The organism is Paraglaciecola sp. MB-3u-78 (assembly GCF_002835935.1).
Classification (GTDB): Bacteria; Pseudomonadota; Gammaproteobacteria; order Enterobacterales; family Alteromonadaceae; genus Paraglaciecola.
Map to the genome: position 1 here is coordinate 12,164 of NZ_PJCF01000008.1, position 19,681 is coordinate 31,844.

The following is a 19,681-nucleotide window of genomic DNA, read 5'->3' on the forward strand; positions in this document are numbered from 1 at the left end:
GTGAATGCCAAGTTTATCACCCAAGTTTTTGGTCTGTTGCCTACTGGTGAGTGGGTTAAACGTGTTCAATCATGCTGAGTCTGCCACTTTGAACGAGAAAAAAATCCAACAGATCATGCAACGTTTACAAATTCCAGGTGCTGCCATTGGCATAGTCAAAAACGGTAAAGTCATCGCGGCACGTGGCTTTGGAGTAAAAACCATTGGTAATAAAGCACCTATAGATACGAATAGCATTTTTAAGATAGCCTCAAATACTAAGGCTTTTACTGCAGCGGCTTTAGCCTTGTTAGTGGATGACGGTAAGATATCCTGGGAGGGTAAAGTACAAAGCTACTTAGCTGATTTTAAACTGTATGATCCTTGGGTCAGTGAGCAATTCAACCTAATTGATTTGCTCACTCATCGCAGTGGTTTGGGTTTAGGCGCAGGCGACTTAATGTTGTGGCCTGAGCCTTCTAGTTTCAGTCGCCAAGAAGTGTTACAAAATTTACGCCACCTAAAACCCACTGGGGAATTTCGAGCTGACTATGCCTACGATAATTTACTGTATATTGTTGCCAGTGAAATTATTCCTGCGGTGACAGGTAACAGTTGGGAAACATTTGTTGAACAACGGATTATGCAACCCTTAGGTATGACACATTGCTTTGCGGGCAAAGTTAGTGCCCAAAGACAAGCAGATATAGTCACACCTCACGGTATTGTTGATGGCAAACTACACACTATCATACGTCCTATCGACCCTGACAAACCAAGTGTGTCAGGGCCTGCGGGTGGCGTACAATGCAGCCTGAACGACATGCTGACTTGGGTGAAAGTGCAGCTTAATCAAGGAAAAACAGCCGAAGGTAAGCCTCTATTTTCTCAAGCGCAGCACAACATGATGTGGACACCACACACTATTATGCCAGTGTCTTGGCGCAGTAAACATTTCGACAATACCCATCTTAGCGCTTACGGATTAGGGTGGCGTATTAATGATATGGATGGGTATTTACAAGTGCACCACACCGGCAGTTTGGCAGGCATGTATTCTTTTGTGAGTTTATTTCCAGAATTAGACTTAGGTTTTGTGGTACTGACCAATCAGCAGTCGAGCGCCGCCCGTAGTGCTTTGATGTACACCACCATGAAACCTTTTTTAGGCGATACCAGCAGCGATTGGCTAAGATACAAACCATTAGTAGCGTGCCAAGTAGTGCGCGATTTTATGCAGATGGTACTGAGCTAACGCCACAACATTTTAAACGCTATAGCGACAACCTTAATATCCAAGGGGTAAAGGAGCAGAACCTAGTTAAGTTTGGTTTAGTCACCCGACGCTCTTCACTGCGCACCTTTCCTACCTTAGATAGGGTATTTAACAAATCTATGGATCTAGATTTAGACCGTTTTCAAGAATCGGGCGTATTTCCAAGTGAAGCGGTGGCCATCTTACATAGCAGTAAAGACGGCAAATGGTTGTTGGTTCAAAACTATCATTATTTGGCATGGGTACAGCAAGAAGACATTGCCATAGGCAGTAAGCAGCAAATTCAAACCTATTTAGATCATCAAGATTTTTTGTTAGTCACTGGGGCGAAAGTACTCACCAGTTATGTGCCTAATGAGCCTGAAATTTCTCAGGTACAGTTAGATATGGGCGTTAAACTGCCGTTGTTGAGCAACGATGAACAGCATGGCGAACTATACGGTCAAAGTACTTCTGGAAACTATGAAGTGAAACTCCCCGTTCGCAACCTAGATGGTAGCCTTAGTATCAAAACGGCCTTAATTGGTCGAACCCAAGATGTACACCAAGGTTATCTAGAATACACAGCCCAAAACGTGATTGCACAAGGGTTTAAATTTTTAGGGGAGCGTTATGGTTGGGGTCATGATTACAATGGTCGCGATTGCACAGGATTTGTAGGGGAAATTTACAAAACCTTTGGCATACTGATGCCACGAAATTCAGGGCAACAAGGTAATGGTGAATATGGCACTAACTTTCGTTTTGATAAAAATAGCGATATCGCCAGCAAATTAACTGTCATTAAAAACCTGCAAATAGGCGATCTTATTTATATTCCTGGTCACGTTATGGTGTACTTAGGTAAAAAAAACGGTCAACCGATTGTGATCCATGACGTTAAAGGACTCGCCTACTGGACTCCTGACGGTGAATATTACCAAGGCGTATTAAATGCGGTTTCAGTCACACCTTTAATCAAGTTACATTTAAACGAAACTACTACTTACGTAGATAAAATTTACAATATTAAGCGCCTCACTCTACACAACGTTGAAGGAAATTAAACAGCAATGAAAATCACCGCTATCCGATTTGCCAAGTTAGAGGTGCCGTTAATTACCCCTTTTAAAACGGCCATGCGTACTGTGCAAAACATTACTGATCTTGTGGTGCTAGTTGAAACAGACAAGGGTGTACTGGGTTATGGTGCCGCACCTTCTACGCCTATTATCACTGGGGATACCCATGGCTCGATATGTTATGCCATTAATCACGTCATTGGCCCCCATATCATAGGTATGGACATTGAGGATTTAAATAGTATTTGTCATAAAATTCAACATGCTATTGTGGCTAACAGCAGCGCAAAAGCGGCCCTTGAAATTGCTATTTACGACCTATGGGCTAAGCGTTTTGATGCACCACTCTATAAAATGTTGGGAGGCGGTAAGCCGCTATTAAGTACTGACGTAACGATCAGTGTTGATCACATCGATAAGATGTTAGCGGACACTCACCTTGCTATTAGTCAGGGCTTTGACATCCTTAAAATCAAAATCGGTACTGACATCGAAAATGACATCGAGCGAGTGCATTCGATTTATCAAGATGTGGCTAAGCGCGCCACACTTAGGTTAGATGTCAATCAAGGCTGGACGGCGAAACAAACCGTTTATGCCATGCAAAAACTAGAAAGTATTGGTGTTGAACTTGAGCTGATTGAGCAACCGGTTAAAAGTCATGATATTGATGGCCTACGTTACATCAGTGAACGTATTACCACTCCCGTTATGGCCGATGAAAGCGCATTTTCACCACAACAAGTTGTAGACCTAATCCGCACCGGTGCTGCTGACATTATCAATATCAAATTAATGAAATGTGCAGGTCTCAGTCAAGCGATTAAAATTGCCGACTTAGCCGAATTACATGACATTCCTTGCATGATAGGCTGCATGCTCGAAGGCAGTATTGGTGTGGCTGCTGCAGCGCATTTAGCCGCAGCAAAAGCTTCTAGCATTTCTTTAATAGACTTGGATGGCCCTATATTGGGACAATATGATCCTGTTATTGGGGGCGTAAACTTTAACTTATCTAAGATTCAATTGGGTCAAGGCGCAGGTCTTGGTATTGAGAGTATTAACGATTTACAGGAGCTAACTTGGCCATTTTAAATTCACGTCACAACATAACGGGCACACTTATTTTATTAACGAGTTTACTCAGTGCTTGTGCAGCAAAGGCTGAGCATGTTCAGCCTTTGCTGCAAAGTCTCGACACTGAACAACTGGTGGTTGTAGTTTCAGATGATTGGGATGCCACCACTGCAAAGTTACAAAAATTTGAGTGGCACAATGAACAGTGGCACATAGTAGACCAAGCTTTCCCCGTCAATTTAGGCCGTACAGGACTCGCATGGGGCTTAGGATTACACCCCACTCAAACAGGGTATTACAAGGTAGAAGGCGATGGTAAAGCCACAGCTGGTATATTTAATCTAAGTTCCACCTTTGGCTATTTACCCGAAGCCAAAACTGATATGCCCTATCAACCCATGTCGGCTAATCACTACTGTATGGACGTCAACGGTTCGCCCCTTTACAACCAAATTGTTGATGCAAGCATAGTGGGTAAAAGTGCCGTAAAAGGTTCAACAGAACCCATGCGTCGCGATATTCACAATGGCGGTCAGACAATTTATAAAAAAGGCATAGTGCTCGATCACAATCCAGATAATATTAGCGAAAAAGGCAGTTGTATTTTCTTGCATTTATGGTTTGGCCCAGAGGTTCCCACAGCAGGCTGCACCTCTATGGAAGAACCTAAAATGGATGCACTGTTAGCATGGTTGAACCCAGCAAAACATCCACGTTATTTGGCGTTGCCAAATGATGAGTATCAGAAAAAACAGCAACAATGGGGCTTACCGGCTCTTTAATAAGAACGTATTCAAGAGTTCAGCGGGGTATTTGACTCCTCGCCTATTCAGCCATGCCAGCATGCTGTTTTTAACCTTAATAGGATCATCGACTTTTTTTAAAATAGAATACGGTAAAAATTTTTAACTTTTGATGATTTTGCACTAGGCTTGAAGGTACTCAACGACATGGAATGCACCGAATATGGCCTCGCCTATACATATCTCTGGTTTATTGATTATTGTATTATTGTCTAAGACTTCAGCCTTTAGTTTTGCCAATGAGCTCAGTCCATCTCAAACTAAAAATGCAACCTTGCCCCAACAACTAGCCAGTTTGTACCAAGATGACATAGTGGTACAAGATTATTGGATCAGTGAAAAACTGGATGGTATTCGTGCCCGTTGGGATGGCTTAGCATTGATTACCCGAAATGCTAATATTATTTATGCGCCAGCTTGGTTTGTGAAAAATTTCCCACCGCAGACCTTGGATGGCGAATTATGGTTGGCTCGCAACAGCTTTGAGAAAACAGCTTCTATTGTGCTACGGAAAACTCCGACTGTAGATTGGAAAAACATCAAATTTATGCTGTTTGATTTACCTGAACATACAGGTACTTTTAGTCAGCGTTTGACTGCTATGCAGCTTTTAATAGATACAGTTGCCAGCCCTTATTTGCAGGTGATCCCTCAATTCAAGCTGACGGATCAAGATCAGTTGATGCTCAAGTTAGACGAATTAGTCGCACAAGGTGCAGAAGGCCTGATGTTGAATCATCATGGTGGTTACTATCAGGATGGCAGAAGCACCAATTTGCTTAAGTTAAAAAAACATCAGGATGCTGAAGCCAGAGTGATTGCGCATCTTCCCGGCAAAGGTAAATACCAAAACATGCTGGGTTCATTGTTGGTCGAACTGGACAGTGGTTTACAATTTAAGATCGGCACGGGATTTTCTGACATACAGCGCCAGAACCCACCATCAATAGGCACAATAATAACCTTTAAATATTACGGCCTTACAGCGAGAGAAATTCCACGCTTTGCAAGTTTTTTGAGAGTTAAACCTACTGCGGAACATAAACAAAGTAATAAATGATGAATAGATGACTCTAGTAAATAATGTGGTTCAGAAAAATCACCGATGTAGCATCTACGGTTCACCTTTCTTTATAAAGTTATGCGCAACTTTTTTAGTGATAAGACGTAAATGAATAAACTTACCTTAATGCTAAAAATGGACACGAAAGTATTTACAGATAAGACATCCTAACCAAGCAGTGATTGGTGATAACTAATATGTTTTAAACAAGTGAATATGACGGTCTTTATGCGGCATAGCCGGGGCTTAAGTAGTAGATGACGTTGATGTTGTATATGGCTCAAGGCAAACATATTCCAAAAGCAAGGTTAACTGTGCGTAAGGATGCTGTCACATCTTTAGAGTAAATCATTATTGATATGGAAGACGTAATAGTGTCTTCAATCTCAAAAGTACCAACGGTCATACGTAGTCATTCGCCATTCTAAATAAATGAAAGCTTGAGGACAGGTTATACCGCGAAAAAGGCCATTGAAATGGCTAAATTTGTTTCATGAACCAGCCCATATAAAGCCTGTTACGCATTGCTTAGATAAGGGGTGGCGTCTATTCTTCCTATACTCGAGACTGAACTTGGATTTATACTATGACTATGAGTACTTTCCTGGCTTTCCTTGGCTTGTTTATGGCGGTCTTGGAGTTGTATTTTCCAAATATGTCAGTGGGTCTAGAGCGGCTTATTGGGCGGTTTCAGGAAAAACTGGTGGTGATGGCCATGAACCTCAAAAACGCTCCGGATGCAGTTCACTCATGGGTGATGGGATCTCGCGTCGGACGCTTCTATTCCAAACATTGGAAAGTGATACTAGTGCTCGGGATCTTACCATTTGGCATTTCCTTACTATTTAATGCGGGCGAAGATTTAGAAAATTTATTACTTGTTTTAGGACTTCTACCCATTTTACTCATGATCGCTTACGACCGTCTTTTGGGTTACTTCTATATTCTCACTTGGGTTTTAAGGGCACCTATCTTCGTTTTTGATAAGGTGTTTAGGTTCCTCAATTTTATCGGCAGAGGTAAAGCGCTTAGCGGCATCGGACTGTTAATGGCATTCTGGGGGTTGGCCCAACCCTTACTAATCCCGTAGTAACTGACTGAAGATTCAGGTTGAGAATGCCGCTCATTACGACTCTGCATGCAAACACTGTTTCTTGTTCGAAGTAGATTTTACGGACCTGCTTCAAGTGATATTTAAGTTCGGACTGAACGTCAAAAGCGGTATACAGAGAAACAAAATAATCGAACGATTAAGGCAGGAGACTATTTTGATTGTGATTTTCTCTGCGCGCGGCACCCAGCGATCTCACCTTCCTCTGTGGTGCAAAAAACCTTTAATATTTAGATTTTCAATATTAAATATTTATTACCCTCGAGAACATCGGATGCCCTCTGTAGTTCAAAACGTTTATTTTTAGTCATGCGGTTATTATAAAATCGACGAGTTTGCCACTATCGATTTTGGATAACCTCTAAGTCGCGATATAATAATAAATTGACGAGTCATTAAAATAGAAAGAGATGTATTGTGAATGTTTTACTAAAGACTGGTTTAGTTCTGGTCGTGGGTTTTGTTAACTTTGTTTATGCTGCAGCGCCAATGGCGAATATATCAGCCAAAATGTCGAGCCGCATCATTGCGAACTCAAATGTACAAACCACAGATAAATTTGATGACTTTTTAACTCAGGTACTTTCAATAGAATTTATTACTGAGCAACAGGCATTAACCCTTGCCATTAAGAAGTATCGCGCTAAAGAAACCCTACAAGGCCCAGAACTGCATCAATTACAGCGTTTATTAGGCTTGTATACTCGAGTGAAGTACGGCGACGATGCCATAAATACACTGGCGCAGTTGGTGGCTATACCTACATTTAGAGTGGATGGTCTTGAGCAACATGCGAACCCACAATTTCATAAAATGGCCGATGCATTGGCCAATATTGCTAAGGACTTCAACCTAACATTTCGAAATATCGACAATCGCATATTTGAAGTCTCGATTTCAGGCAGCTCCAATGAAGTGGTCGGTATTCATGCCCATGCAGACGTAGTGCCGGTTAAACCGTCGTTATGGGTGCTGAATGACGGCACTAAACTCAATCCTTTTCAACTTACCCGTATTGGCAATCGTATGTATGGTCGCGGCACCGAAGATGATAAAAATGGCATAGTGGTATCTATGTATGCCATGAAAGTAATCCAAGAAGAAAATATTCCCTTGCTGCGTAATTTTCATTTATTAATTGATACCACAGAAGAAACATCGTCAGAAGCAATACCTTATTATTTTGACCGCAACGCCACACCCAATTACAACCTAGCGCTAGATGGCGGTTATCCCGTAGTGATTGCCGAAAAAGGTTACGCGGGTATTATGGCTACTTTCCCAGTACGTACAGCACAAGATAATATAACTGGTAGTGCAAAAATTGTGGGGATTACCGGTGGTTTGGCCTTGAATCAAATCCCTGGGGCCAGTGTTGCTAATATTATGAGCCCAGAACCGACAACCTTAGTGAACAAGTTAAATCAATTGGGCGCTAAATTTGTGGCAGCCAATGGTGGTAATTTTTCTATTAATGCCATTTCCAAACCTCAAGGCGTTGAGCTGACGGTTAAGGGCGTGTCTGCCCACTCTTCAGAACCAGAATCGGGGGTTAATCCGGTATCCAGAATATTGACGTTTGTCGACTACGTGCAACAACAAGAGTTGATTTTCAAACAGAACCACGTAACTGACGCAGCGACTTATATTGCGAATAATTGGGGACTGGATCATCTAGGAAAAACTTTAGGTATCAATTTTTCAGACGAATTTATGGGGCCACTTACCAGTGCGGTGACCTTGATTAAACTTAATGACACAAGTTTACAAGTAGGCGTAAATTTACGGATCCCTGTGGGTCGTGATGTTGACCTAATAAAACACGATGTTTTGAATAAATTAGCGGTATGGCACAAAAAAAGTGGGGTAAATGTTGACTTCAATATATCCATAAGTGAACCCATGTATCGCAATCCCAAAGGTCATTGGGTCAATGCATTATTGGATGTGGCCACAGAAAATTTGAATATGCCTCGAAAGTTTGGATCATCTGCCGGCGGTACATCAGTCCACAACTTACCCAACGGTGTGCAATTTGGGTTGGCCATGCCAGACGAAAAATATTCAGGTCATAACGCAAATGAATTTAAACGTGTGGACCAGTTTTTGCTCGACTTGCAAATTATTACCGAAATGATTGCCCGAATTGGTCAAATTCCCAGTTTAGAATAATCCTCGCGCTGAAAAGAAACAGAAAGAAAATACTTTTCACCACCGAGAGCTGACGCTTCACAGAGGAAAGATGAACAAATGATTATAATTTATGGCTCTAGTTGTTGTGTTAACTCATTAACGTTTATTCTGCGGCGGGTTATTCACCCAAGGGGAAGTGGGAAGTGTTTGTGTGTATTTGGCTTCTTTTTCTAATGCTTCCAAATCTTTAATGATCAGTTGGTTACGCTTTTTATCTATCGTTCCGTCTTTTTTCCAAAGTTGTAATTGTTTATTCACTATCTGACGGACAGTTCCAGACATGCGCGCTAAGGTGTCATCGTTTAAACCATTGACTATATGCTGCTGTTCGTCTTCTTTGCCACTGAGATAAAACTTAATTTTATTAATATGTTTTAAAATAATACGACTCAATCGAGTGGTAACATTGTGTAAAATCAAACTGCTGGCTAGCTCTTCTTTTTCGCGCATTTTTTGTGCTAAATAAGGCATGAATTGTTGATTAAATTCTGGATAGGTCCACAACCACTGACGCATAGTCTCTAGCTTAACTGAGAGTAATTTTACCGTTGTTAATGGCGACACAATCACATCATGAGGCTGGTCATCTAAAAGCACAATCAAGTCGAAACAATCACCGGCATACAGCATATCTAGCGTTGCTTCTCTGCCGGTTTCAGGATTACTTTGCTTAATTTCTACCTGCCCTTCTATTACCACAAAAAAGCGTTGGGTCAATAAAGCAGAGTTAAAGTAGTCACCTTTGTGCCATTCGTTAAGTTGAAACTCTTGTTGGAAATCTTCAATTAACTTTGCCGGTAAATCCGCAAAGATATTAGCTTGTTTAACTAACACCGGGCTGGCTTTGTGAGGTAGCTGAGAAATGGTTTTCTCCATAGTGAAAGTGATTTGGGTGCTTTAATGGGGTTGGTATAACAAGTGTTTTTATTCTACCTCGTTGTGACTACTTAACAAAAGCTAATGTTGTTTTTCAGTTATCTGCCAGCCCATTAATTTATTGATTTTTATATTTAAAAATTAAGAAAAACAATATTGCGATTACTGTCATATTTGTGACAGAAGCATTTCTTTACCCTGAGTATTATAGCGCCACTAACCAGACAGCCAAGGTTAAACCAGCAAAGTGAGTCGGTTTATACAAGGTTGTTTATGAGGTCAAACTGCTTACTGGGTGACTGCCATGAAGCATCAAATCCTTAACTAGATCGTTTATAAACAAACAGGTGATTATTATGAGTAAGATTATTGGTATTGATTTAGGTACAACAAATTCATGTGTTGCGGTGATGGAAGGTGGCAAGGCAAAAATTATTGAAAATGCAGAAGGAAGCCGCACAACACCTTCCATTGTGGCTTATACAAACAACGAAACCCTAGCGGGGCAACCAGCAAAAAGACAAGCTATCACAAATTCTAAAAATACACTATTTGCGATTAAACGTTTAATTGGTCGTAAATTCGACGATAAAGAAGTGCAAAAAGATATTAAATTAGCACCTTATAAAATTGTAAAAGCAGACAACGGCGATGCGTGGGTTGAAATCAATGGTAAAGCATTATCGCCACAAGAAGTGTCAGCACAAATTTTACGTAAATTGAAAAAAGACGCTGAAGCCTACTTGGGCGAAAAAGTAACAGATGCGGTGATTACCGTACCCGCCTATTTTAATGATTCACAACGTCAAGCAACCAAAGACGCAGGTAAAATTGCAGGGCTTAATGTTAAGCGTATTATTAACGAACCCACAGCAGCAGCATTAGCTTACGGCGTGGATAAAAATAGTAAAGCTGAACAAAAAGTAGTGGTTTACGACTTAGGTGGCGGTACATTTGATATCTCTATTATCGAAATATCCAATGAAGACGGTGAAAAACAGTTTGAAGTGTTAGCCACCAATGGAGATACCTTTTTAGGAGGTGAAGATTTTGATTTACGCCTAATTAATTACCTTACTGATGAATTTAAAAAAGACAGCGGTATTGATATTAAGCAAGATTCTTTAGCGTTACAACGTATTAAAGAAGCGGCTGAAAAAGCCAAAATCGAGTTGTCATCAGCTTTACAAACTGAGGTGAATTTACCTTATATCACAGCGGATGCTAGTGGCCCTAAACACTTAAATGTAAAAGTAACACGAGCGAAATTAGAGTCATTAGTGAATGACTTAGTAAAAAATACCATCGCCCCCTGTGAACAGGCATTAAAAGATGCAGGCCTTAGCAAGGGTGATATTGACGAGGTTATTTTGGTAGGTGGTCAAACACGGATGCCAAAAGTACAAGAAGCGGTTAAAGCGTTCTTTGGTAAAGAACCACGTAAAGATGTCAACCCAGATGAAGCCGTGGCTATGGGAGCAGCGATTCAATCAGGTGTGTTGTCAGGGGTGGTGAATGATGTGTTATTGCTGGATGTCACACCATTGTCACTAGGTATTGAAACCTTAGGTGGTGTCATGACTAAGCTGATTGAAAAAAATACTACTATACCATCACGGGCTTCTGAAACGTTTTCAACGGCCGAAGACAATCAAGCAGCGGTTACCATACATGTGCTGCAGGGCCAGCGTGAAATGGCGACAGATAATAAATCCTTAGGTCAATTTAACTTAGCGGATATTAAGCAAGGCCCACGTGGTTCGGTTCAAGTCGAAGTCACTTTTGATATTGATGTGAATGGTATTTTAAATGTATCAGCCAAAGATAAATCAACTGGCAAGGTGCAAAGTATTGAAATTACCGCGTCAAGTGGTTTAACGGAAGATGAAATTAATCGTTTAGTGCAAGATGGCGAGCAGCACGCCACTGAAGACAAACTAAAGCGTGAGTTAGTTGAGCAGCGTAACCAAGCAGATCAGTTAATTCATTCGGTGCAAACCTCAATGACGAGTCTGACTGATGCACAGCAAACCGAGCTTAAAACATTAATTGAACAACTAAAAATGGCAGTTAATGGCGATGATAAAGCCGCAATTGAAATGCGAAAAAAGGCGTTGCAAGACGCTTACAGTAACATCATGCAAGCTGAGCAATCCCAGCAACAGGCGCAAGCTCAAGCAGGGCAACAGCAAGGTAACGCCGCCAAGGATAGCGCTAACGACGATGTCATTGATGCTGATTTTGAAGACGTCAGTAACGGTTAATCGTTAATGATAAGTGAATTTTTACTGTAACCACTAATCAGTACTAAAACCAAAACCTCTAATAGTGATTATTAGGGGTTTTTTATTGCTTAATAAAAAAAGATATTCACTACTGGGGATTCTGGGTGCCGGGTGCCGCGCACATAACACCATGCTACACATAGGTAAGATAGATCAACAGCCCCTAACATTAGCAGTGAAGTTTCAGGGTTTAATAAACCTCTTCATTGTACAATTATTCCAATCCACAGGGTTTCGATACCCTAATGTAAATTATCGATTATAGGTATAGTCCGATGTGAAGTGACTATGTAAACAACTTCAGGAAAGCAATGACATCTATGTTTAGGCTAAAGCGCCCTAGTAACAAATTGATCGCAACTTTGTTGGTTGTCACTGTGCTGGCGATAGTGTTTTTTTACCGACGCCCTATTGCCATCAAAAGCATCGAACACTTTGCTAAACCCTACGGCTTGTACATTAGCTGTCTAGATTTTTCATTGGATTGGCGATTTAATCTTAACGTTAACCAAGCATGTGTAACCTTTCCTAAAGGCGAGATTTTAGTTCGTAATGCAATGTGGCAACCATGGTCCAATGTTTTAAGTATTGAACAGCTAAAAGTTAAACACGTCGAACAACTCGCTACAGATAATAAAGTTGAAAAAGAGCTCCCAAGGGAAGAACAACCAAAAAAAATAAATTTACCTGATGCTTTGCCAAAATTAAGTATTTCAAGTATCGAAATTGACTCTTTTGAATTGCTTCATCCCTTACATGTAAGTGTGAACACAATTTCGAGCAACGAATTTCGCATTACTGGTGATGTGAATGCTTCCGTCAAAATCCATCAAAACACCTTAGTTGGCAATCTAGTGTGGAGCTTATCTGATCTTACAAAATGGATACCACAAGCCCAAAAGTTATCTGAAGATAATCCTGCAATATTAACGGAACTAGCACTTGATGAAAGTAAAATACAAACCAGCTTAACCTTTGATGGCGAAGTCATTAGCGCAGATAGCAGTTTAGATATAACCAGCCAATTTCATGTTTCAAACTGCCCGATTGATGCTGCCATTAAAGGTAATGTATTAGTTGATGTAGATGTCAGTAGTTTTGACATCAGTTTGGATTTAACCCAACTTTCAAACGACATCTCAGTGGTCAATTGCCCATTATTACAAGAGTATTTTACAGAAGATGATTTGCCGCAGCTGTCATTTGTGTTCCCGCAAACAATAGCAATAAACAAAACGCACATTAACCTACCCACATTACAAATTGTAGACAAGAGCAATACACATCGCAGTATCGTCCTTAACGATGTGAATTATAAAACTACAGGTGAGCTTGAAGTTAGCTACAAAATTGTACTGAAACAACTGATTACGACAAAACAAATAACCGCAGAAATGTTTGACTTGCAAGCTCAGGGTAAACTTTCCACAAATCTCTCTGCACAGGCTTCAGAGCTGCCAACAAGCTTTAAAATAACCAATGATAACAATCGACTCGTTGTAAAAAACGTAAAGATGGACACATTGCTTATCGGTAACTTAAGCAGTGAATTTTCCTTCCACGACACTCAGACTAAACAACTTCAAATGAAGGGAGTAGTTAATAGCTCAACGATAAAAATGGGCGAGCTTAAACTGGCAAAAACGAGTAGTGACTTTTCTCTGTCAGGGGCAAGTTTTAATGATTTACATTTAAGCGTAGATAACCAATTTTTTAATACGGTTCACCCTGAGCTCAAGATTCAGAAAATTACCAACCACATAGATGTAAATATAAAACAGCTTGAAACGCTGAGTTTTTCTGGAAACTCAACCGTCACAAAATTACTGACACAAAACATTAATTTTATGCCAATCAATATGACCCATACAGGCCAGGCAAGTTTGGCAAATATAACCCTATCCAGTCAGCATGACGTTTCACTAGAAAACAATTTTATAGTGCAACTGACACACCAACAAGCTGAGGTAAAAGTACAAATAAACCAACAAGATATTAGTCGTTTACAAAAAATAATTTCACAGTTGCAAGATGCACTGCTAATTAAAGAAGGTAAGCTTTCAGCTAATATTGAATTAACCTTGCCCCAAGATGGCGAAGCGTTTATCGCAACAGGGCAAGCAAATGTTCAGGGGGTATCCGCAAAGTATCAAGACTATGTGCTTAATAACATCTCTTATCAAACCCCACTCACCTTTGATTCAGCTGGACTTCAGTTAGCCGAATCTACTCTACACATCGATTCAATTGATGCTGGGGTGAGGATGACACAACTTGAAGGGAACGTGATTGCACAGAACAGCGTATTTCGTTTGAAACAAGTGCAAGGTGAGATCTTCAATGGTACGTTTTTATTGGGTGACTTATGGTTAGATGGGCGAGAACAACAGTTCAACATCAATATCCAACATATAGATTTAGCTCAGGTTGTCGCACTCCAACAACAGCCTGGGATCCAAATTACTGGCAATATTGACGGCAATATGCCATTTATTATGGACGAACAAGGCATAAGGATCGAGGATGGCAGAGTTTCTAGCTTGGCAGGCGGTAAGTTGACAATAATAGACAACCCGTCCTTTGATTCCATTAAAGTCCAACAGCCTGAATTGGCGTTGTTGGAAAATCTTGACTTCACCCAACTCGAAAGCAAGGTGAAGTTCACCCCTGATGGCTGGGTGTTTTTTGATTTCGCTCTACAAGGTATCAATCCTGATAAAAAGCAGAGTGTTAATTTTAATTATAGTCATCAGGAAAATATATTTTCTTTGCTAGAGTCGATACGATTAGTTAAGGCAGTAGAAAATAAAATTGAACAGAAACTAACCCAAGGTGATAAAAAGTGAAAATATTAAGTTTGGTGCTGATAGCGACAGGGGGGCTAAGTGCTTGTACTCATACAGTACAAGTCGAAACCAAGGAGCCGATTACAATCAATATCAATGTAAAAATTGATCATGAAATTCGCGTAAAAGTGGATAAAGAACTTGATGATGTATTTAGTGACGACAGTAGCTTGTTTTAAGCCAATTAAGGAATAACTTCATGAAAAACATAATATTTAAATCCATTATTATCGTCAGCTTTCTATTCAGCAGTGTTGTTTTTGCAATCGATTTAGATGAAGCCAAACAAAAAGGCTTGGTGGGCGAAAAAGACAATGGCTACTTAGGCGTGGTTGTAGCGCAAAAAGATGCACAAGATCTAATAGATGATATCAATGCTAAGCGCAAAGCTGTGTATATCGAGCTCGCAGCAAAAAACGGTATCACCTTGCAGCAAGTAGAAAAGTTAGCGGCTCAAAAAGCTTATGACAAAACCAATTCTGGTCATTATCTTTGGGTGGCTGGTAAGTGGACTAAAAAGTAACCTTGAGTTGAATATAAAAAAGTAACGCACAGTCTTGATTGATTCTTCACAGGACTGTGTTTTTGACTCATCTAATACCAGACGGGTTTCGTTAAAATTTTCGATACCCATCGAAATCCCCACTGCATCAAAAGCCTTTATTCAATCAATAAGCGCACTGGCCGTTTTTAATCAAATCCGCTCGTTCAACAAAATGCTGCTTAAGCAGATGAGTTAAATCACTGGCGGCAGCCTGAGCTTGGGTAACTTCTTCGAGGGATACCGTTTTGTCAATTTTGACATATTGAAATCCATAAAAATCGATATTGGCTTGTTGCAAAGCCTTGGCCATATTATTGATATTATGGGTTTTGTCATCTACAAAAATCACCGCTTCATAAGTGCGTCCGAGGCGTGATAATAAGTCGAGTAACATCACTCCTTTGTCCATACCTTGCACCATAAAAACCCCATCCACATAACTCATATCAGCGCTGCGTCCTTCATGGGAAAAGGTATAGTGATACCCAACATCTTTAGGCGTTAAGGCCTTATCACTCAATGCCAAACCGTTGTAGCTTAACTCTCTCATCGTGGCTGCACGATAATTGCCTGACCGAGCCGTTAACATCAAGAGGTCGTTATTTACCTGATGAACCAAAGAGGCCATGTTTTCTTGAGTAGGACGGTTAGTGGCAATTTCATAAGTGATCCCCAATGTATCGAATAAGCAACTTACCTTATCTGCTTCGGCGATAGCTAAGGGTTGACCATTTGGACTCAGAGCTCGCCCACGTTGCCAGTCATACCACTTATCACTACCAAAAAATTCAGTGGCGGTTAGCAAGGTATCATCAATATCAAATACCACCAGCGTGGTGAGTACTGGAAGCGCCTTGGCTTGCTCGATGGCCACCAACAAATCCGTCACCTTGACAATCTGACTGACCGGATGATGATCAATACGTTGATCATTGCCACTGTTTTGAATGGAACAGGCACTGAGAGACGATACAACTATGATGCCTGCAAAGTACCAGCGGAACATAAAAAGATTCAAAAAAGAGGGGCGAAACATCAGCAAAATTACCTTAAATAGAATAATTAACAACAGGGTACAACAGACTTATTCATAATCGAATAATTACTGTGGAGGCATAATTAATTTGGCTAGTTAGAGCCTGTAACTTAGTTAGTCTACAGGAGTTAATGGGGGTAAATTAACCTCTATAACTGCTGGTACATATGTTCAAGCGAATGCTAGGTTGACTTATCACGCTCCGGCTTATGACTTAAGGCACACGCTTTACATATACATGATGTGTTTTTATCTGCATCAGTTACTTGGTTTAATAAACTATCTGGAAAGCTTATAGAATTATCCATACACCAACAGCCTTCACCGTTATTATTTGCTGATAAATTACCGCAAACATTATTTTCCCCACACAAAGGACAACGGCTAGGAGTGCTACTTTTTTGAATATTCAAAACTGACTCCAATAAAATGTGTAGATTAAGATATCGAACAATATCGTCATTACTGTCCCACTACGTAGCCCCCTCAGACAACCGCAATTTCATGCAATCAAATACCTGAGTGATCATATATATCAGCACATATTTTCTATTTAAACATCAACTTTAGTAAGCCTTAAAACTTCGGTTTTAACTAACATTCCACCAATAATTTCAAAACACTTTTTTATATGTGACGACTCTGAATGGGCATTGAGATCTTCTTCTGACTCCCAGGTTTCGTGAAACATAAAAATTGCGTCATTGGAGTTATCTACGTGTAAATCATAATTAATACAACCTTGCTCTTTTTGGGTTGGGTGAATGAGTTTTGTTAATTCTGCCAATACAGTTTTTTTGTGCTCTTGTTGCGCTTCAATTTTTGCGATACATGTCAATTTGGTCATTGTGAGTCCTATTTATTACCTTTAATTTGCTGCCTTTTTAAATTTAGTCAGCTTTTGCAAAATACCTAAACGGCGATTATTCCCGATGATTTTTAATAGCATTTCATAAACTTAGACTTTTGAAAAGGCCAATAATTTGGAATGCACTTTGCTCACAAGGGATTCAGTTAGAAACCTAACATAAAGCGACAACACGAGATGACATTACCTGCTAAGGCATCAAAGTATATTTATCGTCATCATCCTGAAACATTATAAATACTCGCTGATGACCTAAACAAATAAAAAAATCCTCTAAGGTTTTTATAGCCACAGTTACACCAGTAACAGGAGTTATTTATGACCTACTCGTCATTAACCAAACACGCCATTAAAGTGCTGTCTGTGATGTTTGCCGCAGTGTTTATCAGTGCGTGTTCATCTACGACCAAAAGTGAAGCTAACTTGCGGGTAAGCAACAACGATATGCACAATGAGATGAACTATGACTATTATCAATCCATCGATGAGGCTTGTGAACAACAGGCAATGGAAATGGACAGTTTTGCGCAACAATCTGGGCAGGCGGCACAGTATTTGGCTTCGGCTAAGGCAATGCTGCGTTGTGTGAATGGCATTTCGTTTCCTAAGGGCCATCCAGACGCAGACAATGCTTTGCGTCTGATGGCGCTGTCGGTGCTCAACTTAGTCAAAGGCGGCGATATTGACGCTGCACATATTGCCCTAAGAAAAACCCAATCTAAGTTCCCTAACATAGACCTGTATTTTGCTGACTACAGCTCATTTTTTGATACCGCTACCGCTTTACTCGAACAACAAAAATTGTCTCGCCATCAGCTCGCTGCTTTGAATATCAGTGCCGATTTACGGGCTGAGATTGAGCGCCAACAACACTGGCTAAGCCACTAACAGGAGTATGTGATATGAAAAATCGTATAATTATGTCGTCCCTTATTTTAACTATCAGCCTTGGTTGCACACACTTAGTGTTGGCCAGTGACGGCAGAAACTGGGATCCCGTGGCTAGTGATAAGTTAATCAAGTTACCGGCCAACATTATTGAAAAACGTATTCAACAAGACTTTGACGCTTCACCAATGGCGTTACATTTAGTCGAGCTTGAGCAACACATGCAAGACAAACTTTCGCAGCTTAAATCCTTAGGAGAGTTGCTAGCCGACAGTGAAGGAGAGGAATTAATTAATCAACGTTTTGAGTTGGTACAACAAAAATCTGAGTATTTGGACTTAATGCAAGAAGCCCAAGGCTTACGCCAAAACGCATTAACTAAAAAACAAAATTTATATGAAACTGTACTGGGAAAATTGCGCAATAAAAATGGCCTAATTTCTCAGGACGAGGTGTATCAGCTTAAACAAAAACAAGCACAAGCCCGAGAAAGAATGCAAAACGTTATGGCGCAAGTAGATAGCAGTTTGATGCACAAAGGCCTTGATCAACGTTCGCCCTATGCCGATGAGTTTGCTGTGAACTTAGCGAAAGTAGAAGCCTTAAAAAATGCGATATCCAAGCACAAAGCCAATGCATCGCCGACTTTAGGTGACGTAGAAGTCACCAGTGAAGAGTATGTGCGCCAGTTGTTGATGGCGGCCTCCACTGAGCAATCGCTATTAGATCAGGAAGCACTGATGTTTAGTTATATGGCGAAATTGGTCGCACTAGATGCACAATCACTAGAATACGAAATCAGCTATGGCGATGAAAGTACTGAGTTAACTCTACGTAATCGCACTAAACCGGCAGATGTCGCCGACTTATTTTTATAAGGGCTTTTTTAAAAGAGGAAACAATCATGAAAATCACACTTGTTATTGCCACTATTGCCAGCTTACTTAGTACACCAGCTTTTGCTAACAGCCTGTTTAGTTTAGAAAATTTAGAAAGAGAACGTGCCGCATTATTAAGTGCACAGCTTGATAGCTCGTTAGATTTAAATCAACGGCAACAAAAAGTTCAGAGTATTTATCGTCGTCTAGTGGATATTGAACGTATGGTATTACGTGATGACAGAGTGACGTCTAGCAATAGCGCGCTGGCACAAAACGCTTTTGACAAATACGAACTCACTTTTTTAGTTCACTCTAGCGCCGAAAAAAGCCAGCCACCTTTATCTCATTGGATGTCTGAATTGCATTTAACCACAAACAGTATTTTATCTGCCAAAACGGGTCACAGATAATGTTTGCCCTCAAGGCACTGCCCTCAACCAGCAATGCAATAGGGATATTTTTTGGCACCGGTATTATTTTGTTAGCCGCGGCCAGCTATTTAACCCAAATGCCATTAATAGATTTAGTGACTTGGCTACAGAAGGTTTTTAGTTGGAGTTTTGTGATCATCTTTAGTGGGTTATGTTCCATGGCGGTGGTGGCTGGCGCAGCGATTAAGCCAGGTAAAAACAATGATTTTTTTTATGATGTTGGTATGCAAGCAGCCAATGGCATTTCGACATTAGCCCTTACCTTTACCTTACTTGGTATCAGCTTAGGTATAGGCACTCTGTCCGAACAACCACTCACGCCAAGCTCTGTTAATGACATGATTAGCGAGTTGACCAAACAATTTTCTATGGCGTTTATGACCACAGTGGTGGGTCTACCCAGTTCAGCTATTTTGCGTGCTTGGGTCAGCTTGCGATACACAAAAATTGAGAAGGAATAATC

Annotated in this window: 19 protein-coding genes; 15 read left to right on the forward strand and 4 right to left on the reverse strand. The window is 40.5% G+C overall.

All coding sequences use genetic code 11. The features are described from left to right. Nucleotides 1–4 precede the first annotated feature (4 nt). The 7 genes from CXF95_RS19900 to CXF95_RS19930 all read left to right on the forward strand — a co-directional run bounded on the left by CXF95_RS19900 (nt 5) and on the right by CXF95_RS19930 (nt 8,542). Entirely contained in the window at nt 5–1,234 is a 1,230-nt protein-coding gene (locus CXF95_RS19900) for a serine hydrolase (protein WP_232787950.1), read from the forward strand. Beyond that, nucleotides 1,165–2,301 carry an SH3 domain-containing protein gene (locus CXF95_RS19905; protein ID WP_232787951.1) on the forward strand — a complete coding sequence of 379 codons (1,137 nt, stop codon included), beginning with the start codon at nt 1,165–1,167 and terminating at the stop codon, nt 2,299–2,301. Before CXF95_RS19900 ends, CXF95_RS19905 begins: the two co-directional genes overlap by 70 nt. Nucleotides 2,302–2,307: 6 nt before the next feature. After that, a complete protein-coding gene (locus CXF95_RS19910; protein WP_101200331.1) occupies nt 2,308–3,411 on the forward strand; it encodes a dipeptide epimerase in 1,104 nt (367 codons plus the stop codon). Next, nucleotides 3,399–4,175: a L,D-transpeptidase gene (locus CXF95_RS19915; protein WP_101200332.1), complete on the forward strand. Its 777-nt coding sequence runs from the start codon at nt 3,399–3,401 to the stop codon at nt 4,173–4,175. The genes CXF95_RS19910 and CXF95_RS19915 overlap by 13 nt, the downstream gene beginning before the upstream one ends. 184 nt (nt 4,176–4,359) lie before the next feature. Continuing rightward, nucleotides 4,360–5,256, forward strand: coding sequence for a DNA ligase (locus CXF95_RS19920; protein ID WP_101200333.1), 897 nt, complete (start codon nt 4,360–4,362; stop codon nt 5,254–5,256). 589 nt (nt 5,257–5,845) lie between these two features. Then, the gene (locus CXF95_RS19925; RefSeq protein ID WP_101200334.1) at nt 5,846–6,349 is read left to right on the forward strand and encodes a hypothetical protein; all 504 of its coding nucleotides are present in this window, start codon (nt 5,846–5,848) and stop codon (nt 6,347–6,349) included. A 438-nt stretch (nt 6,350–6,787) separates the two neighbouring features. After that, nucleotides 6,788–8,542: a dipeptidase gene (locus tag CXF95_RS19930; protein WP_198556651.1), complete on the forward strand. Its 1,755-nt coding sequence runs from the start codon at nt 6,788–6,790 to the stop codon at nt 8,540–8,542. A 117-nt stretch (nt 8,543–8,659) separates the two neighbouring features. Here the strand turns inward: CXF95_RS19930 and CXF95_RS19935 are convergent, their stop codons facing one another. Then, the gene (locus tag CXF95_RS19935; protein WP_101200335.1) at nt 8,660–9,439 is read right to left on the reverse strand and encodes a Crp/Fnr family transcriptional regulator; all 780 of its coding nucleotides are present in this window, start codon (nt 9,437–9,439) and stop codon (nt 8,660–8,662) included. Nucleotides 9,440–9,795: 356 nt separating this feature from the next. Between CXF95_RS19935 and dnaK the strand changes: the two genes are divergently transcribed. The 4 genes from dnaK to CXF95_RS19955 all read left to right on the forward strand — a co-directional run bounded on the left by dnaK (nt 9,796) and on the right by CXF95_RS19955 (nt 15,093). After that, nucleotides 9,796–11,703 (forward strand): molecular chaperone DnaK, encoded by a 1,908-nt coding sequence (gene dnaK / locus CXF95_RS19940; RefSeq protein WP_101200336.1) that lies wholly within the window; start codon nt 9,796–9,798, stop codon nt 11,701–11,703. A gap of 332 nt (nt 11,704–12,035) precedes the next feature. Continuing rightward, the gene (locus CXF95_RS19945) at nt 12,036–14,570 is read left to right on the forward strand and encodes a YdbH domain-containing protein (protein ID WP_101200337.1); all 2,535 of its coding nucleotides are present in this window, start codon (nt 12,036–12,038) and stop codon (nt 14,568–14,570) included. Continuing rightward, entirely contained in the window at nt 14,567–14,749 is a 183-nt protein-coding gene (locus tag CXF95_RS19950; protein ID WP_101200338.1) for a YnbE family lipoprotein, read from the forward strand. The genes CXF95_RS19945 and CXF95_RS19950 overlap by 4 nt, the downstream gene beginning before the upstream one ends. Before the next feature lie 20 nt (nt 14,750–14,769). Next, complete coding sequence (locus CXF95_RS19955) at nt 14,770–15,093, forward strand: YdbL family protein (protein WP_101200339.1); 324 nt, start codon at nt 14,770–14,772, stop codon at nt 15,091–15,093. Nucleotides 15,094–15,238: 145 nt separating this feature from the next. On the opposite strand, the gene CXF95_RS19960 is transcribed toward CXF95_RS19955, so the two are convergent. From CXF95_RS19960 to CXF95_RS19970, 3 genes are all read right to left on the reverse strand, one after another. Then, entirely contained in the window at nt 15,239–16,150 is a 912-nt protein-coding gene (locus tag CXF95_RS19960; RefSeq protein WP_101200340.1) for a DUF2608 domain-containing protein, read from the reverse strand. A gap of 182 nt (nt 16,151–16,332) precedes the next feature. Further along, nucleotides 16,333–16,563, reverse strand: a complete 231-nt coding sequence (locus CXF95_RS19965; protein WP_101200341.1) for a cysteine-rich CWC family protein — start codon at nt 16,561–16,563, stop codon at nt 16,333–16,335. Nucleotides 16,564–16,703: 140 nt separating this feature from the next. After that, entirely contained in the window at nt 16,704–16,997 is a 294-nt protein-coding gene (locus tag CXF95_RS19970; RefSeq protein WP_101200342.1) for a putative quinol monooxygenase, read from the reverse strand. A gap of 339 nt (nt 16,998–17,336) precedes the next feature. On the opposite strand from CXF95_RS19970, the gene CXF95_RS19975 reads away from it, so the two are divergent. From CXF95_RS19975 to CXF95_RS19990, 4 genes are read left to right on the forward strand one after another with little or no spacing between them, the layout of a single operon-like run. Continuing rightward, on the forward strand, nt 17,337–17,906 hold the full coding sequence (locus CXF95_RS19975; protein WP_101200343.1) for a hypothetical protein: 570 nt from the start codon (nt 17,337–17,339) through the stop codon (nt 17,904–17,906). Between the two features lie 14 nt (nt 17,907–17,920). Next, nucleotides 17,921–18,784, forward strand: coding sequence for a hypothetical protein (locus CXF95_RS19980; protein ID WP_101200344.1), 864 nt, complete (start codon nt 17,921–17,923; stop codon nt 18,782–18,784). A 26-nt stretch (nt 18,785–18,810) separates the two neighbouring features. Then, nucleotides 18,811–19,197 (forward strand): hypothetical protein, encoded by a 387-nt coding sequence (locus tag CXF95_RS19985; RefSeq protein WP_101200345.1) that lies wholly within the window; start codon nt 18,811–18,813, stop codon nt 19,195–19,197. After that, nucleotides 19,197–19,679, forward strand: a complete 483-nt coding sequence (locus CXF95_RS19990) for a hypothetical protein (protein ID WP_101200346.1) — start codon at nt 19,197–19,199, stop codon at nt 19,677–19,679. The genes CXF95_RS19985 and CXF95_RS19990 overlap by 1 nt, the downstream gene beginning before the upstream one ends. Nucleotides 19,680–19,681: the final 2 nt, after the last annotated feature.